General features: G+C 45.1%; 31 protein-coding genes and 1 CRISPR repeat array. Of the genes, 25 read left to right on the top strand and 6 right to left on the bottom strand.

Annotated features, from left to right (window positions below):
* Positions 1 to 17 precede the first annotated feature (17 nt).
* The 14 genes from HV832_RS16415 to HV832_RS16350 all read left to right on the top strand — a co-directional run bounded on the left by HV832_RS16415 (position 18) and on the right by HV832_RS16350 (position 5610).
* The gene (locus tag HV832_RS16415; protein ID WP_176805064.1) at positions 18 to 239 is read left to right on the top strand and encodes a hypothetical protein; all 222 of its coding nucleotides are present in this window, start codon (positions 18 to 20) and stop codon (positions 237 to 239) included.
* Positions 240 to 322: 83 nt separating this feature from the next.
* Positions 323 to 487: a hypothetical protein gene (locus HV832_RS16410; protein ID WP_176805062.1), complete on the top strand. Its 165-nt coding sequence runs from the start codon at positions 323 to 325 to the stop codon at positions 485 to 487.
* 42 nt (positions 488 to 529) lie between these two features.
* Positions 530 to 658, top strand: coding sequence for a ribbon-helix-helix protein, CopG family (locus HV832_RS16405; RefSeq protein WP_176805060.1), 129 nt, complete (start codon positions 530 to 532; stop codon positions 656 to 658).
* A 195-nt stretch (positions 659 to 853) separates the two neighbouring features.
* The gene (locus HV832_RS16400; RefSeq protein ID WP_176805053.1) at positions 854 to 1024 is read left to right on the top strand and encodes a hypothetical protein; all 171 of its coding nucleotides are present in this window, start codon (positions 854 to 856) and stop codon (positions 1022 to 1024) included.
* A 16-nt stretch (positions 1025 to 1040) separates the two neighbouring features.
* Positions 1041 to 1211 (top strand): hypothetical protein, encoded by a 171-nt coding sequence (locus HV832_RS16395; RefSeq protein ID WP_176805051.1) that lies wholly within the window; start codon positions 1041 to 1043, stop codon positions 1209 to 1211.
* A 205-nt stretch (positions 1212 to 1416) separates the two neighbouring features.
* Positions 1417 to 1836 (top strand): hypothetical protein, encoded by a 420-nt coding sequence (locus HV832_RS16390; RefSeq protein WP_176805049.1) that lies wholly within the window; start codon positions 1417 to 1419, stop codon positions 1834 to 1836.
* Positions 1837 to 1855: 19 nt separating this feature from the next.
* On the top strand, positions 1856 to 2134 hold the full coding sequence (locus tag HV832_RS16385; RefSeq protein ID WP_176805047.1) for a hypothetical protein: 279 nt from the start codon (positions 1856 to 1858) through the stop codon (positions 2132 to 2134).
* A gap of 468 nt (positions 2135 to 2602) precedes the next feature.
* Positions 2603 to 2920 carry a hypothetical protein gene (locus HV832_RS16380; RefSeq protein ID WP_176805045.1) on the top strand — a complete coding sequence of 106 codons (318 nt, stop codon included), beginning with the start codon at positions 2603 to 2605 and terminating at the stop codon, positions 2918 to 2920.
* A gap of 13 nt (positions 2921 to 2933) precedes the next feature.
* Positions 2934 to 3308 (top strand): hypothetical protein, encoded by a 375-nt coding sequence (locus HV832_RS16375; RefSeq protein WP_176805043.1) that lies wholly within the window; start codon positions 2934 to 2936, stop codon positions 3306 to 3308.
* 559 nt (positions 3309 to 3867) lie between these two features.
* Positions 3868 to 4197, top strand: a complete 330-nt coding sequence (locus HV832_RS16370) for a hypothetical protein (RefSeq protein ID WP_176805041.1) — start codon at positions 3868 to 3870, stop codon at positions 4195 to 4197.
* A 147-nt stretch (positions 4198 to 4344) separates the two neighbouring features.
* Positions 4345 to 4596: a hypothetical protein gene (locus tag HV832_RS16365; RefSeq protein WP_176805039.1), complete on the top strand. Its 252-nt coding sequence runs from the start codon at positions 4345 to 4347 to the stop codon at positions 4594 to 4596.
* 12 nt (positions 4597 to 4608) lie between these two features.
* Entirely contained in the window at positions 4609 to 4872 is a 264-nt protein-coding gene (locus HV832_RS16360; protein WP_176805037.1) for a hypothetical protein, read from the top strand.
* A 10-nt stretch (positions 4873 to 4882) separates the two neighbouring features.
* A complete protein-coding gene (locus HV832_RS16355) occupies positions 4883 to 5197 on the top strand; it encodes a hypothetical protein (protein ID WP_176805036.1) in 315 nt (104 codons plus the stop codon).
* Positions 5198 to 5304: 107 nt separating this feature from the next.
* A complete protein-coding gene (locus tag HV832_RS16350; protein ID WP_176805028.1) occupies positions 5305 to 5610 on the top strand; it encodes a hypothetical protein in 306 nt (101 codons plus the stop codon).
* A 46-nt stretch (positions 5611 to 5656) separates the two neighbouring features.
* Here the strand turns inward: HV832_RS16350 and HV832_RS16345 are convergent, their stop codons facing one another.
* From HV832_RS16345 to HV832_RS16325, 5 genes are all read right to left on the bottom strand, one after another.
* Entirely contained in the window at positions 5657 to 6820 is a 1164-nt protein-coding gene (locus HV832_RS16345; RefSeq protein WP_176805026.1) for a methyltransferase, read from the bottom strand.
* A 109-nt stretch (positions 6821 to 6929) separates the two neighbouring features.
* Positions 6930 to 7394 carry a hypothetical protein gene (locus tag HV832_RS16340; RefSeq protein ID WP_176805024.1) on the bottom strand — a complete coding sequence of 155 codons (465 nt, stop codon included), beginning with the start codon at positions 7392 to 7394 and terminating at the stop codon, positions 6930 to 6932.
* 10 nt (positions 7395 to 7404) lie between these two features.
* On the bottom strand, positions 7405 to 7914 hold the full coding sequence (locus tag HV832_RS16335) for a hypothetical protein (RefSeq protein WP_176805022.1): 510 nt from the start codon (positions 7912 to 7914) through the stop codon (positions 7405 to 7407).
* Between the two features lie 84 nt (positions 7915 to 7998).
* The gene (locus HV832_RS16330; protein WP_176805020.1) at positions 7999 to 8304 is read right to left on the bottom strand and encodes a hypothetical protein; all 306 of its coding nucleotides are present in this window, start codon (positions 8302 to 8304) and stop codon (positions 7999 to 8001) included.
* Positions 8305 to 8753: 449 nt separating this feature from the next.
* Positions 8754 to 9608, bottom strand: coding sequence for a CPBP family intramembrane glutamic endopeptidase (locus HV832_RS16325; RefSeq protein ID WP_176805019.1), 855 nt, complete (start codon positions 9606 to 9608; stop codon positions 8754 to 8756).
* 241 nt (positions 9609 to 9849) lie between these two features.
* Between HV832_RS16325 and HV832_RS16320 the strand changes: the two genes are divergently transcribed.
* The 10 genes from HV832_RS16320 to HV832_RS16275 all read left to right on the top strand — a co-directional run bounded on the left by HV832_RS16320 (position 9850) and on the right by HV832_RS16275 (position 18515).
* Positions 9850 to 10521 (top strand): hypothetical protein, encoded by a 672-nt coding sequence (locus HV832_RS16320; protein WP_176805017.1) that lies wholly within the window; start codon positions 9850 to 9852, stop codon positions 10519 to 10521.
* Between the two features lie 107 nt (positions 10522 to 10628).
* Positions 10629 to 11003 carry a hypothetical protein gene (locus HV832_RS16315; RefSeq protein ID WP_176805015.1) on the top strand — a complete coding sequence of 125 codons (375 nt, stop codon included), beginning with the start codon at positions 10629 to 10631 and terminating at the stop codon, positions 11001 to 11003.
* A 60-nt stretch (positions 11004 to 11063) separates the two neighbouring features.
* On the top strand, positions 11064 to 13283 hold the full coding sequence (locus tag HV832_RS16310) for a DNA methyltransferase family protein (RefSeq protein ID WP_176805013.1): 2220 nt from the start codon (positions 11064 to 11066) through the stop codon (positions 13281 to 13283).
* A gap of 75 nt (positions 13284 to 13358) precedes the next feature.
* Positions 13359 to 13616 carry a hypothetical protein gene (locus HV832_RS16305; protein ID WP_176805011.1) on the top strand — a complete coding sequence of 86 codons (258 nt, stop codon included), beginning with the start codon at positions 13359 to 13361 and terminating at the stop codon, positions 13614 to 13616.
* 114 nt (positions 13617 to 13730) lie between these two features.
* Positions 13731 to 14396 (top strand): hypothetical protein, encoded by a 666-nt coding sequence (locus HV832_RS16300; RefSeq protein ID WP_176805009.1) that lies wholly within the window; start codon positions 13731 to 13733, stop codon positions 14394 to 14396.
* Positions 14383 to 14658 (top strand): hypothetical protein, encoded by a 276-nt coding sequence (locus HV832_RS16295; protein WP_176805007.1) that lies wholly within the window; start codon positions 14383 to 14385, stop codon positions 14656 to 14658. Before HV832_RS16300 ends, HV832_RS16295 begins: the two co-directional genes overlap by 14 nt.
* Positions 14659 to 14837: 179 nt before the next feature.
* Entirely contained in the window at positions 14838 to 15020 is a 183-nt protein-coding gene (locus HV832_RS16290; RefSeq protein ID WP_176805005.1) for a hypothetical protein, read from the top strand.
* A 419-nt stretch (positions 15021 to 15439) separates the two neighbouring features.
* On the top strand, positions 15440 to 17296 hold the full coding sequence (locus HV832_RS16285; protein ID WP_176805003.1) for a DUF4942 domain-containing protein: 1857 nt from the start codon (positions 15440 to 15442) through the stop codon (positions 17294 to 17296).
* Between the two features lie 140 nt (positions 17297 to 17436).
* Complete coding sequence (locus HV832_RS16280; RefSeq protein WP_223827370.1) at positions 17437 to 17841, top strand: MbcA/ParS/Xre antitoxin family protein; 405 nt, start codon at positions 17437 to 17439, stop codon at positions 17839 to 17841.
* On the top strand, positions 17841 to 18515 hold the full coding sequence (locus tag HV832_RS16275; RefSeq protein WP_176805001.1) for an RES family NAD+ phosphorylase: 675 nt from the start codon (positions 17841 to 17843) through the stop codon (positions 18513 to 18515). The genes HV832_RS16280 and HV832_RS16275 overlap by 1 nt, the downstream gene beginning before the upstream one ends.
* A gap of 165 nt (positions 18516 to 18680) precedes the next feature.
* On the opposite strand, the gene cas1 is transcribed toward HV832_RS16275, so the two are convergent.
* Entirely contained in the window at positions 18681 to 19706 is a 1026-nt protein-coding gene (gene cas1, locus HV832_RS16270) for a CRISPR-associated endonuclease Cas1 (RefSeq protein ID WP_176804999.1), read from the bottom strand.
* A 105-nt stretch (positions 19707 to 19811) separates the two neighbouring features.
* A CRISPR array of direct repeats spans positions 19812 to 20355; the repeat unit is 27 nt; unit sequence GTAGGTGTTTTAGTTTGGTTGAAGGAT.
* Positions 20356 to 20617: 262 nt separating this feature from the next.
* On the opposite strand from cas1, the gene cas12c reads away from it, so the two are divergent.
* Positions 20618 to 24340 (top strand): type V CRISPR-associated protein Cas12c, encoded by a 3723-nt coding sequence (gene cas12c, locus HV832_RS16265; RefSeq protein ID WP_176804998.1) that lies wholly within the window; start codon positions 20618 to 20620, stop codon positions 24338 to 24340.
* The last annotated feature ends 35 nt before the right edge of the window (positions 24341 to 24375 follow it).

Below are 24375 nucleotides of genomic sequence, written 5' to 3'. Positions count from 1 at the left end.
TACTTGAGAAAGAAACGATGCCTAAGAAGATGCAAGCCCCGCCAAACTACGATTACACAGGCAAGGAGCGCGTCCAGCGGCAGCGTGACGCCTTGGCACAAGCTGGCGGTGCGCGAGTAGAGGCGCACCTTGATGCAAGCGAGCTTGCCCGGTTAGACGCCCTGGTAGCGACCGGCATAGCTCAGTCCCGCCGCGCTGCATTGAAATACCTGGTGCAGCAATTACCTGAAGCGAAATGAAAGAAATTGCTTGACACCGTAACCGGCTACGGTATAATGTAAAACATAGGCAGAGCATTGTGCGCGAGTAACCGGAGATTAAAATGAGCGTAGAACAAAAAGGCAAACTGATTTGGGCGATCATCGCGCACTTGAAATTTGCCGCGCAGTCTCAGAAAAAAGCATTTGACGAAGGCGATACGTTTTTCTCGCTTGCTTTCAAAAGTGACGCCGAATTGCAGCACATTGCGAAACTGGCAGGCGTATAAATACCAACCGCCCCGAAAGGGGCGCTACCGAAGGAAAACGAAATGGATGACGTGACTTTCAAAGTAACCATCAGCGAAGATCACAGCAAAAAACTGAATGCCCTTGCGAACGCCAAAGGAATTTCAGTCAATGAGCTAATCGAACAACTGATTGAAACAGCCAGCGAATAGGAAAAATCGTGACAGTTAAAGCATACAAAGCAATCAAGTTTCACTGCGAAATATGCGGCGCAGCCCAACATGCAGACTACTCATTGGCACCGGATTGGGAAGATGATCGTGCGGTGAATGCAGACACTATTGACTGCAACTTGTGCGGCCACACAAACCGCGTGATTGAAGAACTCTAATCGGATCGGAAAAATCGTGACAGTTAAAGCATACAAAGCAATCAAGTTTCACTGCGAAAAATGCGGCGCAGCCCAATATGCAGACTACTCATTGGCACCGGATTGGGACGATGATCGTGCGGTGAATGCAGACAATATTGACTGCAACTTGTGCGGCCACACAAACCGCGTGATTGAAGAGCTCTAATCGGATCGGAAAAATCGTGACAGTTAAAGCATACAAAGCAATCAAGTTTCACTGCGAAAAATGCGGCGCAGCCCAATATGCAGACTACTCATTGGCACCGGATTGGGAAGATGATCGTGCGGTGAATGCAGACAATATTGACTGCAACTTGTGCGGCCACACAAACCGCGTGATTGAAGAACTCTAATCGGATCGGAAAAATCGTGACAGTTAAAGCATACAAAGCAATCAAGTTTCACTGCGAAAAATGCGGCGCAGCCCAATATGCAGACTACTCATTGGCACCGGATTGGTAAGATGATCGTGCGGTGAATGCATACATTATTGACTGCAACTTGTGCGGCCACACAAACCGCGTAATCGAAGAACTCTAACCGGATCGGAAAACGACCATGACTGCTGTCGCAGATCTATTTCCAGAAACAGTTAACGGAGTTGTGCCAGTGCGTCGGTTTGAAAGCACGCTTTGCGATCCAAAATGGGGGAATCCTCGCGCACTTGCCGAGTTGCGTCCACAGTGGAATGCGAGTTCCGGCGAATGGGTCATCGGTTGGTTCTGCTTCGTTGAAAAGGCAAGTGCTGACGAATGGCTGCATGGACAGAATACACCGCAGAGTTGGCCGTGGTATCGACCTGGTAGTCAACCTAACGGCAAAGAGCTTGATGTTGCGTTAGCGGTTGCCGCGAGGGCGCTGAAGATCGTCCTGACGCAGATTAAAGAATACGCTCAACCGGAAGCAGCAAAGGCCGCTGATGAACTGATCGAACGCTTGGAAACCGAAGCTCGTAAGTGGCTCGGTGCAATCAACTAAGGAAAAATCAGAAGTGTCAATGAGCGATAAAGACCAAAAAATAGGAGGCGTGGCGTTTCTGACGTATATCGGCGGGGTTGTATGGCTATTCCTTGCAGAGACTCGTCTGACTACGCTCCTGGCTATGACGGTAATAGTTATCACGGGTTGGATTTTGGCGAAAGTGATCAACAAAAGCGGCTTTGCCAGTCAGATCACCCGCGACATTCTGTTTGACAACCCGATTCAGGAAATGCGCAAAAATGAATTGGCTAGTTGGAAAGCACGCTGGCATAACGCACAAAAGAAAAACAGATAGGAAACCAACCGTGAGCACTCCATCTGTCGATGATATGTATGTGGCAGCGAAGAGGCTTATGCTGTACTTGTTTGCGAAATTCGCACGTTACGGGAGAAGCTGGATCGTACAGAAAAGAACCTGCGGAATGCCCTCGATCTGATTCCCCGTAGTCCGTTATTTTGAAAAACAAATTAATGCCGTTCGAAAACCGCCCTAACAGACATGATCAAAAATGCCCTGATGGGTTCGTCTGCAATGGATATCGACGTATCAATAAGGGCGGCTACGTTCGATTTTCTTCAGACCGCCATTACCATGTCGAACTTGCGAAATATGTTGGGGAGTGGGTCTTTGTTGAGCTGGATGATCCCTACGGTATTCATGTGAATATTTGGCTAAACAAGCCGTGGCAGAGTGGCGTTAGGCCGCTGGCGGCATATAACGAGCGCGAGTGGATGCTTGCGCAGAAAACATAAAGGAAGAATAGTGGAATCACCAGTCATCACTAATGAATATTTATCGACGCTGGACATAATCGTGCGTGAGGCACGGGCAAATGGCGACTTTGAATCGTCGATTACGGATACTGAGCGTACAACTACGATTTCGAACATTCAGAAAGCGCTACGGCAATTTGGTCACGAGGTTTCAACCGGACAGGCTGAGGAAGTGTACCGAATGTATTCGTATAACAAATGGTCAAGCTGGATAAGCGGAGGCTGCAAATCGCCTGAACATGCTGTTTTAATGCTCAAAGAGTTCTGCCATGACGTTCGATTTGGTGAAAACCACATTGGACTGTAACCAAGGAAAGCTAATGAACAATCCACTCAAAAATCCAATCAGTGTTGGTTTTTCAATTCTGATTACAATAATCACCTTTGCCAATTGCGTATTTGACAGTCAATCAAATGAAGTAATACTCTTCCATTGTTTTGTCGCATTTATGAGCGTTACAGCGGTATTCGGATTTTTAATGTTTTTAGCGCATTTAGATAAGTATGAATATCTCGATAAATTTAGTTTTCAAGATATAAGGCAAGTAAATTGGTGTCCTGCCGCAATCGAGGTTTTACAAAGTCGTATAAACAACAATCAAAAACTCCGTGGAATTGATGCTGACACTATGCGATCTATCCAGGATGAATTTGAATGTAGCGAGTCGATAAATGACATCTTAAAAAAAACATGAAACCACAACATTTCCATATTTTCGTAGCCGTAATTTTGTTCGTCTTGGCCCTTGGTTTGGTTGTCAACAACGAACTCGCCATAGCACTCTTTTTTGGGATTGGCTCTTTCGTGGCACTGCTACACTGGAAAGCTGCTAAGGTAGGGTTGGCTGATTGAAAGAATCAGGTTTACGTGAATCCAACGAGTGCGGGTTGTTCTTCGTGGGAACAAGGTGATCTGAGTCTCAGGATTTACAAGTCACCATATTAGATCGAGGAATAAAATGAAATTGATGGATTTACGTGTTATCGCGAGTTTAGGGTGCTGCTGTGGCGTTGCAACAACCATGATTGCAAATCATACGGGCAATGTCGCTTACGCACTGTTTGCGTGTGTTGGGTTGGCCGTGATGTGCGGTTTGGGTTACGGACTTTTCTTGATCTCTAAGAGATAGGAATTCACTATACAAGAAGAAACGAAAGCTCAAAAAACATACTCTTTGTTCTTTACTGTTGGGGTGGTTCTATTGGGTGTAGTTGCGATTTATTTTCAGTTTCAATAAACAACTGCAAAACTTGATGAAGATTTCAAAACTTTTTTTTTCAAAGGAGGTTGCGCAGGAAGTTATATTTGCCGCTGACATGATCACCTCAAGAACTACCAGAGAAATCGATTGTACAGGTAACGAAAATCTTGGCGTCACATGCAAAGCAATTGGGCAAGAATTGTTCACCATAAATTTTACCACCACATTTCCGATGCCAGATTTTAGAATCCATGTGGTTAGAGAAAACAATAGTCTGGATATTCGGCAAGCGACTGGATTGCCATTGCATCGGGATAGCCCCGATATAGAAAAGATTTTGAAGGTATTTAATAACCCTATTCTTAGCCAGGAAAATGTTTAAAGTGAGACATAACTTAATGCCGATGAACAGGCTATTGCATTGGCAGTAGATGAATTGGCTGATTGGATTTACAGGCATCAAGCGGTATTAATGACTGGACGGATAACATAGAAGAAAAACCGGCGCTGGCCGAAAAAAGGAGAAAACATGTTTGCAAAGCTGTTTGGATCGGATGACGATCAGATTCTTGTGACGGCTGGATCGGCGGAAGATGGTAGGCCAGAAGTGAAATTTGCATTCGAGCCGAAGGGCTTGGGTGTTTGCCACATCGCGGCGTTCTATCCTGACACCGATGAGGGTTGGGATAAGGCGGAACTGGCACTGAAAGAGATGACCGAAGAAAAGGCCCGTGCTGCTATTTCTGCTGCGAAAGCGCAGATGGAAGCGATGGCTGAATAACCGAGGAAAGTAATGCAAAACAATCATAGTCATCAAATCAATATTGGCAAGACTTCCGACGCCATGAGAGAAGCGCCAAAAGGTGGCACGTTTACGACGTTCATTGCTGCTCCGTCAGGAGAATCAAAATCTTTATTGTCGAAGCTATCGCCTGAGCAGTTTAAGACATTAAACGAATGGTCGAATGCCCAGCCGTGTCGGGATGGTTGCATCAATTTAATGGAGTGGCCTGGTTGGGCTGAAGCGCTGCAACAAAATTTGATATCCAAACCATAGGAAAATAGTCATGGGCGACCTTGAGAAGAAGGTTAAATCCGTAATCCAAAGCGCGGCAACGGAAGCGCGAACCGCGAAAGCGGAATGGGAACAATTCGGCACCAACACCGCAGGCTCACGGTGGTTCAATGGAGTGCCGAAGGTTGCACTGACGGAGAGCCATCGCGTTGTGTGGAAGTGCCCGACAACAGGCTGTGATGGCGATATGCAGGACACCGGCGAGATGTGGATGACTGGCGATCCCGGCTATCACCACGAATGCAATGTCTGCGGCTTCAAAGCGGCAATAAAGGGAGCGGTTTTTAACCCTCGTGGCGATCAATAGTTTTCAAGGAAAAAGATGAGCTTTATTGAGTGGACAATAATTGCAACAGGTGAGGTTAAACGAACTCGCCAAAAAATTGAAAATGATGTTGCGGAAAAATTGGTGAAATGGTTAAACACACCAAACTCGGCATCACAATACAAACTTATTCCAGCGTAGAGGAAAACATGCTTGCCCCTAATGACCGAACGCCCAATGTTGTGATTCAACTGGCTGGAATCAGCAATAAGGGCAAGCAGCGCATCAAACAGCATGGGTCTGCCTGGCGAGTGATTTTTAGGCGAGATACGGTACTATTCAGCACTCAGCGCGGACCGTGGCTCATGGTTGTACCAGATAGTCATGGGGATACCAGTGAGGCTTCCAGATGGGTGCATGCACTTTTTGACGCAAATTTCAAAGTAATGCCATAAAATTACAAACAAAAAAGACAGCGAGATTTCCCGCTGCCTTTTTGTTTTAGAAAGCAAATTCTACCTGTTTCACTTCATGACGAGCCGGTACCGGCCTGTCAATCAGATTGCCGGGAGATGCAACTTCTGAAAGCACCGGTTCCTGCGTTGTGAATCGTTTCAGCACTTCTACCGCGTGCGCGTTTTCAATCAAAGGAACTTTCACGGATAAACGGATTGTGCGTACAAGCGTGCCACTTTCTTTAAACGCATTTGCCGGATTTTCGATGAAGCTACCATTCATCGATTCAATGAGTGCTTTGAATTCCAATATCTTCCGGTTAGTACGAAATAACAAAGAAGCGCTCATAATTGCACGTAACTCACCACCTGGCTTCAAGAACTTCAGCGCATGCAAGACATGATCCAGATCGCGTTGTTGCTCAAAGGGCGGATTCATCACTACGAAGTCCGCGAATGGGACCGGAATCTGCTGCAGGAAATCACCCTCGGTGACGTTAAAACCCAGATTTCTTAAGACATCACAATTTTTCTTCTGGATCTCAAAGCAATGGATTTGACTGATATCCACAATTTCCGCACACAACTTGGCGAGATTACCGGTTCCTGCTTCGGGTTCCAAAATAATGGAATCCTCGTTGATCGGTAAGTCAGCCAGCAATTCACGTCCAATCGCCGGAGGTGTAGGAAAAAATCCGAATTTCTTCGGCTTTTCAAGCTTTCCGGTCAGAATGAAATCTGCGATGACTTCCTCTGGGTCATGTTCTTTAAAGACATGCCCTTTTGCAGATTTATTCCATTTACCACCCAACGCATTCAGGATGGTGTTGACGGTTTCATAGTCCTTTCGTTCGAGTTGCATAGGAAGGCGCACCATCTGACCGTCATAGCTCAGATTTTTCAGCGAATACATGACTGAATCAAAAATGTGAACCTCTTCGATGTCATCGTTAAAGTATTCCTGCAGGCAGCTGGCATCGACTTTTCCCAAAGCCCACTCATCAATGTCGATCCTGCACTTTGACTGGATAAGTTCAATATCTGCTTTGCTGATCGTGCCGTCAATACGTCGCTTGGACTGGATCAGATGGTAGATATCTGCAGAATTTTCCATGGTCAAAATTGCAGACCATGTGGCAGACAGAGTGTGATCCGGATGCGTGATTTCCTGGATAGCTGAAAGATATTCTTTCGAGTAAGTTTCGTTCATGGAGATTTCCTTAATCAGTTGAAAAGGGAAATCCCCGGTCGGGAGATTTCCCGATGGGATAGAAATGGCGTTGAACGAACAGACCGGGTACGCCCGATCTGTTCGCAAGTCAGAATTCAATAGATGCTTCTGACAATGGCTTGTGGCCGGATTTATTCCGGAATTGATTGAGTATTTCTTTGCGTTGCATGTCCGGCAGTGTCTTTGTCGATTCGCCATTCAAAAAGGAACAGACAGAATTCGTCAAGTCTTCTTCGGATAATGGAAGTGCTGAACAGTGATCTTCAAAGAGTTGCAGCGCTTGCTGTGCTTCCACCAAATCCAATTGCTGCAACATGGATTGAATGAAAGGCAATGCTTCAGAGACGGCGCAGGCGGTGAAAATCGAATGCTTGTATTCGTCCCCCAGAACAAGGGCAAAATGCAATTTATTCGCAAACAAAATCCAACGCTCGGCACCGCAATCCTTATGGATATTCAACATGAATTCCATCGGGTGACGACGATCAACATAGACACCAGTGATCTGATCCCGTTGGAAGTTCATTCTTTCAAGTAAAGCTGGAGTTTGCATGGGTGATTCCTTATTGATCAAGTGGATGTGATGACTTAATACGGGAAATGACTTCACAAGCCTTATCACAAGCGTCTTTGCCGTGGTGCTCATGAATGAGACCAACAACGCCGGGATGCAGCAGTTTCAGCAAGTCAGCGATATTCTGTTTCAAAGTCACCATCTGATCTGCAGAGACTTCTGCAAGCGTGTTTTGAATGATTTCCTTGTCGTGTTCCAGCATATTGATAACGCTTTGCTGGACCACTTTGTCCAAATCGGACTGTGCTTCAATCTGCGCCCAGTTACCAAGGTTGACCGACAGGAAGCCGGTGACAGATTCGCGGAGGCTGTTATTCATTGCCTGTTGATTCGCAATGACTGGTTCTTGATGACGCACCCGGCTTTCGAGTTCGAGACAGTATTGCCGTAATTCGGCAATTTCCTGTGCTGCATATTGAAGATCGGTATGCAGCACTTTTTCGTGTAGCCAAAGATCGGATTCTTTGCGATCGTGCCATGGTTGAATATTGGTTTTCATGGAATTACTCCCTGTAAAGCGGATCATTCCCCTGCGGAAATGGGTACCCGCAGGTTTATCAATTTTGGATTTATAAGCGAACGATTACGTTCCCTGGTGAAAGATCAGGTAACTCAAATTCTTCGCTTTTGCCTGCTCAAACACTGGTTGCAATCGTTCTGGAATTGCATCAAATGCATTGGAAAGATTCAAAATAAATTCGAATACGCCATCTTCGCCATTTGAGCAGTGTTGATACGACGCATTCTGTTCAATCCATGTCCACTCCGGGATTGTGTTTGCATCATCATAATCACCAACAACATCCGGCATAAACACTTCTGCGACCGCATACATGGAACCTTGCGTAATGAAGGCTGTCGCTTCATTTTGCGATTGGTAAGTCATCATTTCTCCTGAATGGATTGTTCGACCCTAACCTCATACCAGGTGGTCATAAGTGGGTGATGTTGATTTCATTGACAATTTCAATACCAGAATCTGGTGGTTGAAATAAGGATGCTTGTGAATGCAAACGCATTCGCAAGATGCTTTATCATGGGTTCTACAAAAAAGAATGCGGAGCTTCCCATGCGGGATAGCGTACCCGCAGAATAAGCAAAAGGAATGTGAATAAAAAAGTTCAAATCACGATAACCTCCGGGGAACTAATGGAGAATCGTGAATGAATGGAATTGTTCAACTACCCATAGGGACTGATGAACACTTGAATGACAGGCATTCGCCCTGACGATGTGAGTTTCCTCACGTAGATAACATCAAGTATAGCAATAAGTCGCGATTTAGTGCTAAAAAGTGCTCAAGGCAAGAAATAGTTGCTTAATGAAAATACGACCCTATCAGATGGGGAGGGCGTTGTGGGTGTCTATCGCTGGGTAAATGAATAAAGTGAAGTGCAAGATATTCACCAAAAAATGCAGAATAATAGACAAAGAAACACGCTTGGTAGTTGCATACACAAACCCGTTTCCTATGCCGGCCACAGTTGCCGCTATCATCAATGGCCAGCCGCCACCAAGATGAACCAGCCCAAAAAATATGCCGGTAATGACTACAGGTATTAAATTGCCGGCAAAGCGATGATGGCAGAATCGTTGAATTCCGGATCGAAAGAAGACTTCTTCCGTAAAACAAGTAATGAATAAATTAACCATCACGAAAGGCCATAGGTAAGAACTGAGGTGGGGATCAAACCGGGTCATTCCACTGAGTAACGCAAAGCCAAATACAGCCAGGATGGTAGCCACAGCGATCACACTAATACGATTTACATTGAGCGGTGGCGGCGTCCTGACCTGATCCAAACCAATCAGGGTAGCAAACATAAATAAGCCAGCGAGTCCTTTATCCAGGTTCACGTAAAGTGTAAAGGGAATTGCTGAAGTGGATAACACCGCTTTTTCTACAATGAGCGGATTATGAAAAAATGGAATTTTATGTAAAGAGAGTGCAAGCCCAATACAACAGGTCAGCAAAATTGACAGCCGTCTGTATCTGGCCTGATTGCCATTCAGGGCAGTAAAATGCAGGCTGGTTAGTACAACGATTAGCGCAAGGACAGTCGGTGTGAAAAAGCCTTCATAAATTCCAGCAACTAAAAATGCACTTAAAGGGATATACCAATAGTGTTTCGCGGGCTTGATGACCAAGACACAAAGCGTGGCTAAATAGAGCAAAAAAGATGTGCTTAACATAAAAGAGCAGGATTCAAGCAAATTTGACTGGCTGGCTCAAAATAAGCGCAACCGCGGCCAACATTATGACGGATGAGGTCGTTTTCGTGTTGGTCTGTAAGTAGATTGACACAGATAAATTGGTTAGGTAGAATCAAATTATCTTCAGTGAGGCAACTCACATCGTTTAAGGCAAACGCCTTCTTACCCATCGGGAAATCTACCCGATGGTATGGATTTCCTGAAATTTTAAGGAAATTCCATGCAAACACTACCTCCTGGCATCTTTGCCATCGATCCTTCCGAATTACAAGATGTCTTTTCTTTCGCTGCAAAGTCCATACTTTGTTTCCCGGCATTGTATTTAAAAATGCAGGAAACAACGGCAATTCCCATTGCGCAACAGGTTCAACACTGTATTGATGCCAAACAGAATTCCGGTATCCGTACTGACATTGAATGTTCTATTCAAAAATCAACAACCTCACAACCGCGTAATTTCAAAAAATCACCGCGAAATATTTTCACAGATATTCTCGATGCGTGCGAAATTTCTTCCTCCAACTCACCACGCGAGCCAATCCGGGTTCGTCGAGATCTGATCGCCGGAGAAGTATTGTCATGGTATCCAATCGATACTGTGATCACGCGTGAACTCTATGACACAGATACGCAATTCGGTGAATTATTAATTTGGCTTAATCCACATTTCGAATTTCCCGATTGGGAAGGTTACACGCTGTATAAATACCTGCGGAAGTTTGCAACGAAAGCTGATAATGCGGCGCTGAATGCACTTCAAATCAGCAGCAAGCAGATCAATAAAGACGGAGTATGCGCCGTCAACGTCACCCTTCAACATTTATTTGATGCGCAGCCCATTGGCGAATCAGGATGGCTTCTGCCTTCTGGTTTGGAAGTCTGGTTCCATTAAATCCAGCGCCGGCCATGACAGCCTCAGCGACAAATTTTTGATGATCATCACGTTCATCACAACCCATAACGATAAAAAGAAAGGTCTCTTTAAAGAGACAGGCATCTATGCGAAATTCAACATTAAAAAATTACATCCAGCTGATTCCAATCCAGAATCTGACAGCAATAACAGAGGAACGATTTGAACAGTTTTTCAAACCGGAACCCAATCCGATTGAACATTCAGAAGTCACCAACACAATCCACCGTGCTTTTCTGGACCCGTATGATCCTGCTCAAAAAAAGATCATTACCCATTTCCGAGATGTCTATCCACGTCAAATCTGGACATTAATGGAGATCCAGGATCAGGATGTTTTGGTCTCCGGATACATCCATGCAAAACGGGAAGGTTTCCGTAGTCTGGGATATCTGCTCTCCAAAACCAGCGTCAACGTGGGTACGGAGTTTGCTGTACCTATGACCAAAAAATTCATCTGACCAATCCACACGCAACGCCATGTTTACAACGGCGTAAATCTAAAAAATAAGGAGTACATCATGGAACTTTCGCAAGTTCTGCATGCAGATTCTGCACAACTGCAGATATTCGATTCTGCTCTCTGCGGGCTATCACCAACAGTGATGACCATCGAAGAACACAAATCCCTGTTCAAAAACATCGTTTCCGGCGACATGCCAGAAGTGGGTGAAGTAAAACTCAGCTTTGAACGACTTGTCAGAGATGCGGAGCCGATCAAAGCGGAATTGAAGAAATTCAAAGTAGCCGAACTCGAAGCAATGAATGGCCCGATGTTCAGAAAGGAAAATAAACCGCAACTCATCAATAGCGTTTATGCCCGATTGATGAATGACTACGGTTTTCTCACGGTCAGGGACGGGTGCCTGAGCATTTCAGGTTATGGTGACGACGCCCGGACTATTGGCATCAGAAAACGACTGGCTTCACTGACAGCCGCCGACCTGGAATTTCGACGTGAGAAGGCGAATGCTCAAATCGCTGAACATAAGGCTAAAATCGATAAGATTAAAAACGCCATCTCCAATCCGACGACAAAAGAAGACTTTGAAACGCTTGTGAAATACAAGGGTGAAGAAAGTCTCACTCCCGACCAACGGATTTTGCGCGATGAACTCGTTGCAGCAGAAATGAAAGCGAAGCTTGAGTCAGCACAACTGGCAAAAGCTCAGGTGGATGGTGTGAAGGTTGACACGGAAGTGGAGATCATCAAGACACAACATACACGCGATCATTATGATTTATTCGTGGTGCGCTTTAGCAATCGCGTATCCCCGGATGAATTCAAACAACTGCTGGCATCGGCCAAGAAACTGGGAGGCTGGTATTCCTCTTACCAGGCTTCAGGTGCGATACCGGGTTTTCAATTCAAAGTGGAATCTGATGCAGAAAGTTTTAAGGCAATTTGCCGTGGCGACACAGTAAATACTTCAAACAAAATCATCGGTGCCATTGAAGAGAAAAAATCCACTGCGGTGGAAAGACTGCGCGTCATGGCCGAGCGTCTGCACATTTCTGGTTCGGCTGCATTGAATCAGACACGCAAAACCAATACGCACAGAAGGGCAATGCAAGCGTCCCGTACTGAAGGTGTGGCGCGTGAACTCATCGCACTTGCCAATACCATGCAAAACATCGCCAATGCAATTGAAAGCGGGGCTGCAAAGCATTTGGATAAATTGCGGGACAGAGCACAGGTGGAAATGTTTATTCGTTTCATCAAAAATGCGAAGTCCGACGAAATCTTATCCACATCAAGTGGCTATGCCGAACAATTGAAACGCGAAGGTGAACCGGCAACGCTTGCTACGATTGAGTATGTCAAGTTTCCCGATTACTCAGCATACGGATACAACTTGTCACCGGTCATCAAAGCGTTACGCCAACGTCCAGGAATGGTCCGGTTGGCTGACCGGGTTCAAAAAATGATCCCTGCGGACAATCAAGACAATGTGAAGCTGCGCATACCTGCTGAACTGGCCGAAGAAGTGTTTGCAAAACTGGGCAGTGCAAAAGATCAAGTATGTCCGATGTCTTGGTTACTGGCACATGAAAGACGTGAGCGCCTGCAAAAGATGGGGATCACGTCGATTGAACAGTTGCGTGCAGCCTGCCGGGAGTTCCTGGAATTTCAGGGAGATGCGCCAAAGGTGGATAAAGCAGTTCAATTGGAGCGTGCATTGGTTGGGGCGAAGGTCGGCATTGACTTCTTCCCGACACCAAAACACGTTGCAAGAGAAATGGTCCAAATGTCGGGTTTGTCGGATTGTTTGCATCGGAATCCGGAGGCGCTTGAACCACAAGCAGGGAATGGCAATATTGCTGAAGCGATCCGGGAAACCGGCGTAGAACCAGATGTAGCAGAAATTTCATCGCAGCTGAGAGAAATCTTGGAAGCCAAGAAATTTAATCTGGTCGCGTGGGATTTTCTGGAATACAACACGAAGCAGTATGACTTTATTTTTGCCAATCCACCGTTTGGCAACAATGCAGACATTATGCATACGCGGCACGCCTACTCCCTGTTGAAGGAGAACGGTGTGTTGACAACCATTGTGGGCGAGGGCGCATTTTTTCGATCCGGCGCAACAGAAAGTAACTTTAGAAACTGGCTTGATGAAATTGGCGCTGAAATTACACAGTTGCCAGATGGAACGTTCAATGATCACACATTATTGGCAACCACCAATACCAATGCCCGGATCGTTAAAATCATCAAACGCGTTTCAGCTGACAACTGATTCCGCTACATCTTGAAATCCCGATATCCCATGCTTCCGATTAGGAAGCTGGGATATTTTATTAAAGGATAAAAAATGTCGGATAAAAATTTCACGATAATCCTCAACCAAACAACCGTCAGAATCGAAGCGGAAGAGGAAGGGAGGGCACGCTATATGGTGCGGATGGTCAAGAACGGTGAGAGTGGGGCGACTCGGATAGGCTATTTGACGGGAGCCAATCAAACCTGGCTGGCCGAACCCTATTCCGGTACCAAGCAATCTTTCACCGCCACCTCCGCGAAAGAGGCCTGCACAATCCTGGCAAAGATGGCGAATTCAATACAAGCCTGATCTGTATGTATGGTTGGCGCATCGTCAGATGCATATGCACGCCAAACATTTCAGGTCATATATCCTCAGTAAATCACAAAGCGGCATTTGCCGCATTTTTTTTTGGAGATCCACATGGATACCACCCAAGAATCAAAACCCATTCAGTTTTTAAATTGTGCCTGCTGCGGCAGTGAAACATTAGGACGTCAGTGGTTCAACCAGGATGTCGGCTATGGTCTTTGCAATAACTGCATTCCTCGTTGTTTGACATCATATGGTGCGGAAGAATTTCAACGCATCTATGGCGTTATCACAGAAAACGTAGGTATCCAACCACAGCAAATAGTCAGACAGTTATTTGCGAAAGTAGCGCAGGTTAATCAACTGGAATCGCGTGTTGACTACATCGGCAAAGGTGCCGACACTCCGATCCAATCGGATGAGGCATTCAATCGCCGGTACCGGTCGTTCCAGCGTCAATTACAAGATGCTGGACTGTCACAGCTCGGCCCGGGTGGTTATGAATTAAAACTCGAAGACAAGGGTCGTATCTTCTACGCTGTAAAACGAACTCACGGCCGGAAATGGCAAGTCTATTTCTCTGGAGTGTCGATCGGTTTTTCGGATGCGGAGACATCCGAGGGGGCGATTGCTGATTTACACCGAAATTGTGTGAACAACGCGCTGTATGTTAATTCAAACAATGCAGGCAAGTCACTTCCAATGGAGTACACCATACCGCCTGCAGAAGTTCTCGCTGATTATCCTGACCTGGTGAAAAAATATGAAATCAGTTAAAACAAACCACATCCCTGATGAGATCAAAAATGCGGCTATTCAATATGGTTTCCATATTGAATACAGCGCATCCGAAGCATGTGAAATGCTTTTACGGTCATCAGATAGCAAGCCACTGCTCGGGTTGGAAATTAAGAAGAATCGTTTGCGCGTATTTTCACCAACGACAAAAAATCTTCTTTTCTCCGGCTCGGTGACCGCTGCTGCCATTGGCAATTTTTTGGAAAATTTTTTCTACGCCAGAAAGGTACAGCAAAACTAAACTCTACTTACACGAACTAAGCCACTTTCAACGTGGTTTAGTTCGTTGAGAATGTGCCTATCTCGCGGCTTTGGTTCATCTGGAGTGTGACAGCCCAAGTTAGCCAGCAATTTAAATTTGACGATTTCATACCTAACTCCTAAAATGCCATTAAGTGACTATCAAACAGGGAGGAAACTATGAAATCCAAAACCATTTTAGCCTCTTGGATTATTTTCTGGGGGGTGGCCGCGCTACTGATCCCGGTAGTGTTGATGCAATTCGTGCCCAGTCTGAGCCAAACTTGGTTATTGTCGTCTTCGTTGGCATGCTTAGTGATTGCGTGTGCCAATATTTCAGAATTTATCCCGGCAAACGAATAAGCCGTTCAAAATCAATACAGAAACCACCTTTTAAAAGGTGGTTTTTTTGTGCCTGAAAATTCCACGATTAATCTGTTCCGGGGATTTTTTGCTATACTTCCAGTCACTCCAGTGAGGAAACTCACATCGATCAGGCTCATGGCCTCAGCGCAGTTAATACTGTAGCTTCACGCAAGTATTCAGCCGACGGATTTCGATTTTGAATCTGGCTGTTTAAACCAACAGTAACTCTGATATCCCTATTAAATAGTCCTTTGAATGGTTAGCAATGACCATTTGAATTCATTTTCACACGGTACCAACTCACTTTGATCAGCTGTGATTCACACAGCGTGATTTCCTATTTGTAAATTTCATTAAACCCTGCGGGTATATGCCTCCCGTCAAGGGTGGCTCCCCGCTATTCGTGGAGAATAATAATGTCCTTTCAATACTACGCAACCGGCGAACACACCGCCGTTAAAATGTGGGCCAAATTCAAGAAACCCATTGAGCATGTCTGTGAACCAAATGCGGGAAAAGGGCATTTGCTTCGTTATGCCCTGGATGGGTTTTCAGGGGTGTCTGATGACGAAGTTCCCTGGCTATCCGAAAAAAATATGCCAGACATAGAATCACTTTCCCTGAAAACACAGTTCAAAAAACATTACCGGCAGATCTTGGATCGCAATATTCCAATATCGGTAATCGAAATTGATGTGAGCCACCATCCCAATCTGAAGGAGATTGGATCAAATCTCAAAATTGTTGGTTATGATTTCTTGCAGACCGAATCCTTGGCCACCGTCACACATGTAATTATGAATCCGCCATTTTCTGAGGGTGTAACGCATGTTTTGCATGCGTGGGATATAGTGTACGAAGCGGAAATTGTTGCCATTATCAACGCTGAAACCATTCGTAATCCATACTCTGCAGATCGTAAGCGACTCGTGGAACTGATCCAAAAATACGGAACCGTCGAATTTCTGAAAGATGAATTTATACATGACGTCGAACGGAAAACGAAAGTCGAAGTTGCTTTGATTTATCTGGAAAAAATTCCTGATAATGGTTTTGATGTAGCGGCCATTCTCAGTGAATTAAGTCCAAGGAAGAAGGTTGAGGATCTTGAGCCAGAAATCAATCACGCGTTAGCGCTGCCTGGTAATCTTGTAGAGAATACCTTTGAACGTTATCACATAGCTGTGAATGCAGCCGTGAAGTCTATTCAGGCCAACATGGTGAGTGAATGCGCAGAAAACTCTTTGGGGGTAACTCTGGAGGTAATGCAGTCTAAGGGCGTCAATAACAATTTCCGGTTGAATTCAGACAAACGATCCTTCCAAAAGGCTATGAATGTCCAATTGCGGAAAAAAATGGACGAACTGACTCGCAAAGCATGGTCACAGATCATTCGATCGTCCTTGTTGACCGATAAACTCAGTAATCAGGCGCGAAGAAAAATGGAATCAGAAGCCGAGTCTATTTTTCAGCTTGAATTTTCAATCGGTAATGTCCATGGATTTTTAGCAGGTTTGTATGCATCGTTGGGCGACATATATGCCGATATGATTTGCGGCATGTTTGACAGCATCATTGGACGTGATTCAGATAATGTAGCGTTTTTCAAAACCTGGAAATCCAATGAAAAACATCGATTTGGCATGCGTATCCGGCGCAGCCGGTTTATTTTTCCTTTGCGTATGAGCTTCAGTGGCTTGAACTATGAAGCGGAGCAATTCTTAGCCGATATCGATAAGGTATTTGGTTATTTGCATGGCATATCGGGAAAATATAATGGATTGGTTGCCGGCTTCCAAAACAATCTTCATGCCAATGGCGAGCGTGCTAAGACTGAATATTTCGACTACCGTTACTATCCGGGCGTTGGATCGATTCATATCTTCCCTAAGTCACATCAGGTGATTGAAAAGCTGAACCTGTTTGTTGGTAAGCGCAGGCAGTGGTTACCTGACCAAATGGAAGCAGCGAATGATGATTTTCTTAAGCAATATGAAGAAGCAGAAGATTTGTCGAAAAAATATTTGACGGTTTTCAGGCGGACAACAACTTCGACGTATCGTCCAGCTCAGCTGTTCTCTGCACTAAGACACAATACTTGTGAATCAGATCAGGAAATTTGTCAACAAATGGCTGATTGCATTGACACGGTTCATACTGAGTTGAATTTACAGTGCGGCCCGTCTTTGACCTATAGTGACAAGGAAAAAGAAACAACGGAACCCCCGCTGAGACTGGCAGAGAGCAACCAATTAATATTTGAAGCCCTCTGATATTCATCCAGCTGGACTCGAAATTGACATTGAAACAATAACAAATGCACCTCTTATGGGGTGCATTTTTTTTAAGAAAGGATTTGCATATGTCCAAAAACGTACTAATATTAAGTAAAAGTACCGATATGGATTGCAGCATGAAAAAATTACCATTAAACGATCAGCAAAAATCAAAGCAACTTTCCGTGGCTGGTATCAAGGCCTTCTTCAATATTGCCGCAGCCTGGAAGTTAAATAATGCTGAAGAAATGATCTTGTTGGGATGGCCGGGTCGCACAAATTTTTATAACTGGAAGAAAGATCCCACTTCGGCCAGACTCAGCCGCGATACGCTGGAGCGTATTTCGTACATCCTTGGCATATACAAAGCCTTGCAAATTTTGCTTCCGGATGCAACAGCAGCGGATGCGTGGGTAAGCCAACCCAATGAGGAAGTCATTTTTGGGGGCCGTCCTGCAATTGCAAGGATGTTGTCTGGCAATGTTGCTGATTTATATGTTGTCCGTCAGTATCTTGATGCAATGAGGGGAGGGTGGTCTTGATGGATTATCCTGAATTGAATCTGAACTGGTCACCGGGCTATCGGATTATCCCCACACGATTTCCTTCAATTTACCTCTATGACCGGGTTGCTGATCAAGATGAATTTGATTTGCTTAATGAAATTGAATCAATGACGAATGATCGTTTGCGCGAAGAGATCGGTAGTTTGAATCTGGTGCCCGAATCCGAACGCATTTTCGGAAATGGATGTGGTCCGATCATGAGCGCTTTTACACACCTGAATCCTTTGGGGAGCCGGTTTTCCAATGGTAGCTATGGTGTGTTCTATGCTGCGAATGACAAGGAAACAGCTATTGCAGAAACGCGATATCACAGTGAGAAATTCATGCGGGCAACTAAGCAAGAACCGACGTATTTGCAAATGCGTTTGTACTGCATGCAGGTTAAGGGTTCAGTGGTTGATTTACGCCATGTGAGCCTCGAAGACACGCGCATGTTCGATCGGGAAAGTTATACCTATTCGCAAACAAAGGCACTGATGCTGCGTCAGTCAGGTGCTAATGGATTGGTATATCCTTCTGTAAGAAATGCCAATGGAGAATGTCTGGCAGCATTTAAAACGACTATTTTGCGTGATTGTCTGCATGCTTCGTATTTGGAATATCACTGGAATGGACATTCAATTAATTATGTGACTGAAAAAATTTCTTGACATCCAATTTCCAAGGTGAGAATATTGTCAAACCAACCCGTTTCGCCCTTGGATCGTTGATCCTTACCTTAGCAAACGGGCGCGAGTAACAGCGACTAACAAGTTACACAACCAATCCGCTTCGGCGGATTTTTTGTTTTTAGCCTGCCTTTCCTGTTGTCCGGGTCACTTTGCTCCCGGTATCCTGAATGCCGCTTTAATAGGTCTTCCTCCTTTACGGATTCCTTCAGCGGGTATCGCAAAGCGTTTGGTTTCCCCGGCCAGATAACTGCGCAGCGCCAGTACCACCCCATGCATCAGATTCTTCCGCCTGGCAGTAATTTGCATGGTGGGGACCCAGACTTCTTCGTTCAATAAGACTTTAAGTTCCTTGATGCTTTCAGCGATCAATTCGTTTTCATCAGTATTGTTTTCACTCAACCGTTGATAGCTCGCAAATACAGCCTGTTCGAAGATATACCGGAATGGTTCAATCAAGTCATAGACCAGTGAAATATAGTTTGTGGGCTGATGCAGATAACCGTGCGTTGGTGCTAGTTTGTGAAACAAAATCCAACGCAATAAGATCCCGGCCATGAAGGTGCTGCAGGCATCTAAAGCAGAATTGACGATATGGGCCTCTCTACGGGAGACATCAATGTTCAGCGCGTCGTAGTACGCATTCCAATACCGCCTTGTGGCGGTTGCTTCAATATTACGGACAACGGCAATGGAAATCGCAGCAGACAATTGCTCTTGCGTTGTTCCGCTAATAGCAATCAGAGATTCCATCTTTTCTAATCTGGCGCGAATCAACGTTTTGGCGATAAAACAGCGTTTTCTCTCATTAGTACGAAACTCAATTTGCTTACTAAGAATATCTACATTGTCAGAGCCATTAGACGGAGAAAAGAAATATGGCCGGGGTTGGTTCCGACGATGAATTGCCAGCGGAATACCGAGATCGTTGAGCAGATCAAGAAATTCGAGTGGAAATGTGCAGTTTGTTTTTCCGCCATAGATCAAAATGAAATCTACATTTTTTAAATCAACCTCAACTTCTCCACCATTGTATTCAAATCTGAACTGGTGTTTTTTGCGTGGAATAGGATTGATGGAAAGTAAGTACGGAAGCCACAGAGAAAATTTCTTTTTGCTTGAATTATTCCATGTCCAAATAGAATCTGGATGTGTTAATTGTAGTGTTTTCACTTCAAAAATTTATTTTCATTGTTGGAATTAGTCTTATAATTCAATTTGCTATATGTGTAAAGGTAGGTGTTTTAGTTTGGTTGAAGGTTCCAGGAATGACGATGGGTAGGTGTTTTAGTTTGGTTGAAGGATATAAGGGCACATAGCGAGTAGGTGTTTTAGTTTGGTTGAAGGTTCGGCTCAAACTGGGCGAGTAGGTGTTTTAGTTTGGTTGAAGGTTTGGGCGTCGGGTAAAGTAGGTGTTTTAGTTTGGTTGAAGGATCGCGTTAGCTTTTGTCGTAGGTGTTTTAGTTTGGTTGAAGGTCCGGTAGTCGGTTTAGGTAGGTGTTTTAGTTTGGTTGAAGGATCTTCTAGGGAAAGTATGTAGGTGTTTTAGTTTGGTTGAAGGATTTTTCCATATGCATTTGTAGGTGTTTTAGTTTGGTTGAAGGATTCACCACATCTTATGAGTAGGTGTTTTAGTTTGGTTGAAGGAACCAGCCCTAGTTGAGGTAGGTGTTTTAGTTTGGTTGAAGGATGATGTGACAGCAGGCATGTAGGTGTTTTAGTTTGGTTGAAGGTTCGTCCTTAGATCCGCAGTAGGTGTTTTAGTTTGGTTGAAGGCGATTTAGCGCACCAGCTGGTAGGTGTTTTAGTTTGGTTGAAGGTACAAATGAAGACATCGCGTAGTGAAGTTAGTTTGGTTAAAGGATCGGTCAGAGATTTTGGGTAGAGATGTTGGTTTGGTTAAAGGTTTTGTGTTTGCTCCAAAGTAGGGATATTGGTTTGGTTGAAGGTTCGACTTCCTGTAAAGAGTAGGAATGTTAGTTTGGTTGAAGGACGATGCAAGTGCCGTAGTAGGTATTTTAGTTTGGTTGAAGGATAGACACATTGATCTGGGTAGGGATGTTAGTTTGGTAAAGGAAAAAATAATGCAAGTAGAAACAAACGCAAAAATAAAGTTGCATCAATCAAGAAATTCCGGTGCTCAGGCGCGACAATGGAAGGGAGAAATTGCGCTACTTGCTAAAGCAAATAAGCCATCAATGAGAACTCTGCAATTTCCACTTGATATCACTGACTTTGTTGGTATCGATCAAAATGAATTAGGTCAGCTGTACAACGTTGTAGAAGGAACTCAGCCGGGATCACTCTTCCATTTTTTTTCTACTTTGCACATCTGTGGATTTCAGTTTTTCGCAGCAGCGGGGGACGCCACAACTTTTCGTCAACTAAAAATATTTGATGATAAAAACTGGCACAACACATTTTGCCGGGTCTCGGGACTATCCATCGACAATTTCATTCCAAGCCAGTTGTATTCCTCCTTGCAAAAGGGTGTCAGAAGCACAGGGGGTAAAGATGTATCATTTACTCCCAACGTTATCGCCAACGAAATGGCAAAACGAATCTGCACCAAGTCCTTACAAAATTCAAAGGGTGAAGATAACTATCCACAAGAGGTGGTTGCGTTTTTTACTGAACTCGGTGACTCAATTGCCCAGTCATGCACCAGTTGGAAAGCACTCAATGACAATCCTGTGCTTGGTATGCAGTCAATGGATGCTTTGTTCAAGGCGAAGGGCTGGCAGCTGCCGTCATTAGCATCAAAAGCATTGCAATTGGTGGACACTGAACCTGCAGGGGCGACCATTGCATTCAATGGCAATGTATTGCCAGCTGGTGAATACCCGATTCAAAGCGTATTCGCCATTATCGCGGCAAGAAAACCCGATGAAATCAATTTAAAATCCTGGGTACAAGCGGAGTCCGTCACACCCAATGCCAGCGCGTTGAGTTGGATTTTCAATAAAGGGATTGCCTATTTTTCCGAAACGAACCTTGATCAGATTCTGAGTGATTTCGACATTGCGGATAATTTCAGATCCAATATCGCTTTGGTAAAAAGTGCTGCAACATCGATCCCTCCGATAAACCAGCTCGGCCAAAAGCATTACGGCGGATTCAGAGCAAATTTTGGTGGAAAGGTGACTTCATGGGTTGCCAATTATCATACGAGACTGGAAGAACTCACGCAAATCCTGGAGGGTATTCATCGCATCGAATTACCTGCCGATCTCGTCAGTGAGCCTGCAGAACGGTTTTTCAAAGGCATGGACATCACCGCGCACAATTTGACGGATCTGTGCTCTCATATCCTTACTCAGTCTGAATCAGCCAAGGCAATGTTGCAGACCATATCAGGCAACATCGTCATGCCGGTGGACGAAGCCTGCAATGGCATAGTGCGCTTATCCAACGATATTGATACGCTGCATGGACAGCTGAGTATTCTCAAAACCAATATCGAGCGTGAAAAAGACATCGCGCTTGCCAATAGTGATAGCAGCCTTTTGGCGTTAACCACGGCATGTGCTTTTGAAATTCCAAAGTGGCTCAGGGCCTTGCCCAAGCTCAACCAGTTTTCAGGAGGTAATCCTGACGTTGCTAAGGAACTGGCAACGAAGGTAAGCACCTTCAATGTGCTTTGGCAGGATTGGCACCAAAACAGCCAACGCTTATTCGATTATGCTGGCGCTGATTGTGATGCCTATCAACGTGTAGCAGAACGTGAAGCCATGCATCTGCATATCATCAATCCAAAATTTCATGAGCCGCGTGGTGATCGCCGTGCTCGCCGGAATATCTTGAACAGAATCGGACGCAGCATCCAAAACTGTTCCGAAAAAACCAAGCATGCACTCGTTGTTGCGCTCAAAGCAATTGATGTATTTGAAAATCCTTCCCTACTGAACACCTGGATTTTTAATCAAAAGGGGCGTGTTTATGCCAGCGTCTTTGATAAATCACGGCACGGCACCTACCCATTGAAGGACGGACCTTTAATGGGTACCGATTGGTTGCAGTGGCTGTCCGATGTTATTGACGACATGGAAATCCAGTCTCAGGATGATATTGAAGATGTCCTGACCCTGAAAAAAGCTTTGCATGCCCTGCGTTGCTCCGGATTGCCTGCCATCGACTATCCGACAGAATTACTGACACCGATGGTGTCCCAGTTAACTGCCTACGTGGAAATCCCGGCGACTGTCTCGATCAGCCTAAAAAACGCCAGCGTACCGGTCTCCATCGTTCAAAAAATACTGAATCTGTATTCATCTGCGGTGTCAGGTTTGATTTTTCCGTTATTGCGGAAACAGTTCATTATTAAAATGCGATTCGCACTCGGCGGCGACAACGCCCTGATGTACGTACCCAAGGATAAAGAGTGGTCGTTCCCGGCGCAATATCTGAAGTCCGATCAGCCAATCGGCATCGCAGCTCGCATCCTGCAGGCCAGCGCATTGCAAACAGCCAAACCGGTAACGATGTTGAACCGGCTACAAAAGGATGATGTGCCGTTAGAGGCATTGAAGGCGTGGATGGTACAGGCTCCCCATGACTGGTATTACTCTCCAAAACTGGGCAATGAACCTGCGATACATGGCCTGCGTGTCTCCAAAACCAACGGCAGCTTTCATGCATTCAAACAAGAAACCGGATATCGCCTCATTGGTAGTCCAACCTATAAATCGGTGCTGGAGCGCACGCTGATCGACCAGACCGTCATGAGCGATATGTCGTTCATCGTTACCCAGCATTATCAGCAGCAAGTGACCTGGAACAACAACCAGTTACGAGTGACCGCGCATCAGGACAATATGACGGCGATGGTATCGATACCGGTAACGGAGACCAGACCGGCAAAACCGGCCAGCGAAAGCTTTTACGACCACATCGTTTCCATTGACCTGGGTGAATTCGGCATTGGGTACGCATGCCATCATATCCGTAGCAAGAAATTGATTGATTCCGGATACCAGTCCATTGCTTCCATCCGGCGTCTGATCAAAAAGACATGGAGTTATGAACACCGCCCGAACATCCGGCAGAAATTCCAGAGCAAATTCAATATGAACCTGTCTTCAGTGCGAGAAAACGTGGTGGGGGACATTTGCCATCATATCAACCGCATCTGCCAGTATTACAACGCGTTTCCGGTGCTGGAGTCATCAATAGGTGACACAGGTAATAAGCAATTGAATTCGGTTTATGAATCCGTATTGAACAGATATCTGTATTCCGGAACCAGCATGCATCAAATGGACAGAAAACAGTTCTGGTTGGGTGCGGAGACCTGGCACCATCCCTATTTGCTCACCCAAGAATACAAAGAGGGTAAGCCAACCGGGAAATACAAACCGATGAATTTATTCCCAGGTGCATCGACCAGCGGTAAAGGGACCTCGCAACGTTGCTCCTGCTGTGGCAGGAACCCATACGACCTCTTGGCGCAGTACAAAGACACCGATAAACTGAGTGTGCTCAACGGTAAATTAACGATTGATGGTTTAGTGATGCAATTACGTGAGCGCAATCCGGACGGCCAGCAGCATCATGCGGCCAAACAGCAAAACAAGCGACTCTCGCCTGTCAGTCTGGTGTCATCGGGAAATTACACGATCAAAGAACTGCGCCGCATGCTGAAAACATCACTGCGCTATGCGCCGGAAAGTATGCAGGCGAAAGGAAGTACGGTGAGCAAATACCATTGTGTATTCGAGTTATGCGGTCAGAAAATACATGCCGATCAGAATTCATCAATCAACATTGGTGATAAATTTCTGAGTGAAAAGACGCTGGCCAGCGCTTGACGCGACTGAAGATAATAGAGTTATTTGGAGGTCAG

The organism is Cognatundibacterium oligocarboniphilum (assembly GCF_013377855.1).
Lineage (GTDB): Bacteria > Pseudomonadota > Gammaproteobacteria > Burkholderiales > Burkholderiaceae_D > Undibacterium > Undibacterium oligocarboniphilum.
Note: the sequence above shows the minus strand (reverse complement) of the source record. Positions and strands in the feature narration are given on the sequence as shown.

Excerpts from the sequence above, each read along its gene's own strand:
- HV832_RS16415 (WP_176805064.1), top strand. The coding sequence starts at position 18 with ATGCCTAAGAAGATGCAAGCCCCGCCAAACTACGATTACACAGGCAAG.
- HV832_RS16410 (WP_176805062.1), top strand. The coding sequence starts at position 323 with ATGAGCGTAGAACAAAAAGGCAAACTGATTTGGGCGATCATCGCGCAC.
- HV832_RS16405 (WP_176805060.1), top strand. The coding sequence starts at position 530 with ATGGATGACGTGACTTTCAAAGTAACCATCAGCGAAGATCACAGCAAA.
- HV832_RS16390 (WP_176805049.1), top strand. The coding sequence starts at position 1,417 with ATGACTGCTGTCGCAGATCTATTTCCAGAAACAGTTAACGGAGTTGTG.
- HV832_RS16385 (WP_176805047.1), top strand. The coding sequence starts at position 1,856 with ATGAGCGATAAAGACCAAAAAATAGGAGGCGTGGCGTTTCTGACGTAT.
- HV832_RS16375 (WP_176805043.1), top strand. The coding sequence starts at position 2,934 with ATGAACAATCCACTCAAAAATCCAATCAGTGTTGGTTTTTCAATTCTG.
- HV832_RS16370 (WP_176805041.1), top strand. The coding sequence starts at position 3,868 with ATGAAGATTTCAAAACTTTTTTTTTCAAAGGAGGTTGCGCAGGAAGTT.
- HV832_RS16365 (WP_176805039.1), top strand. The coding sequence starts at position 4,345 with ATGTTTGCAAAGCTGTTTGGATCGGATGACGATCAGATTCTTGTGACG.
- HV832_RS16360 (WP_176805037.1), top strand. The coding sequence starts at position 4,609 with ATGCAAAACAATCATAGTCATCAAATCAATATTGGCAAGACTTCCGAC.
- HV832_RS16355 (WP_176805036.1), top strand. The coding sequence starts at position 4,883 with ATGGGCGACCTTGAGAAGAAGGTTAAATCCGTAATCCAAAGCGCGGCA.
- HV832_RS16350 (WP_176805028.1), top strand. The coding sequence starts at position 5,305 with ATGGTTAAACACACCAAACTCGGCATCACAATACAAACTTATTCCAGC.
- HV832_RS16345 (WP_176805026.1), bottom strand. The coding sequence starts at position 6,820 with ATGAACGAAACTTACTCGAAAGAATATCTTTCAGCTATCCAGGAAATC.
- HV832_RS16340 (WP_176805024.1), bottom strand. The coding sequence starts at position 7,394 with ATGCAAACTCCAGCTTTACTTGAAAGAATGAACTTCCAACGGGATCAG.
- HV832_RS16335 (WP_176805022.1), bottom strand. The coding sequence starts at position 7,914 with ATGAAAACCAATATTCAACCATGGCACGATCGCAAAGAATCCGATCTT.
- HV832_RS16330 (WP_176805020.1), bottom strand. The coding sequence starts at position 8,304 with ATGATGACTTACCAATCGCAAAATGAAGCGACAGCCTTCATTACGCAA.
- HV832_RS16325 (WP_176805019.1), bottom strand. The coding sequence starts at position 9,608 with ATGTTAAGCACATCTTTTTTGCTCTATTTAGCCACGCTTTGTGTCTTG.
- HV832_RS16320 (WP_176805017.1), top strand. The coding sequence starts at position 9,850 with ATGCAAACACTACCTCCTGGCATCTTTGCCATCGATCCTTCCGAATTA.
- HV832_RS16315 (WP_176805015.1), top strand. The coding sequence starts at position 10,629 with ATGCGAAATTCAACATTAAAAAATTACATCCAGCTGATTCCAATCCAG.
- HV832_RS16310 (WP_176805013.1), top strand. The coding sequence starts at position 11,064 with ATGGAACTTTCGCAAGTTCTGCATGCAGATTCTGCACAACTGCAGATA.
- HV832_RS16305 (WP_176805011.1), top strand. The coding sequence starts at position 13,359 with ATGTCGGATAAAAATTTCACGATAATCCTCAACCAAACAACCGTCAGA.
- HV832_RS16300 (WP_176805009.1), top strand. The coding sequence starts at position 13,731 with ATGGATACCACCCAAGAATCAAAACCCATTCAGTTTTTAAATTGTGCC.
- HV832_RS16295 (WP_176805007.1), top strand. The coding sequence starts at position 14,383 with ATGAAATCAGTTAAAACAAACCACATCCCTGATGAGATCAAAAATGCG.
- HV832_RS16290 (WP_176805005.1), top strand. The coding sequence starts at position 14,838 with ATGAAATCCAAAACCATTTTAGCCTCTTGGATTATTTTCTGGGGGGTG.
- HV832_RS16285 (WP_176805003.1), top strand. The coding sequence starts at position 15,440 with ATGTCCTTTCAATACTACGCAACCGGCGAACACACCGCCGTTAAAATG.
- HV832_RS16280 (WP_223827370.1), top strand. The coding sequence starts at position 17,437 with ATGAAAAAATTACCATTAAACGATCAGCAAAAATCAAAGCAACTTTCC.
- HV832_RS16275 (WP_176805001.1), top strand. The coding sequence starts at position 17,841 with ATGGATTATCCTGAATTGAATCTGAACTGGTCACCGGGCTATCGGATT.
- cas12c (WP_176804998.1), top strand. The coding sequence starts at position 20,618 with ATGCAAGTAGAAACAAACGCAAAAATAAAGTTGCATCAATCAAGAAAT.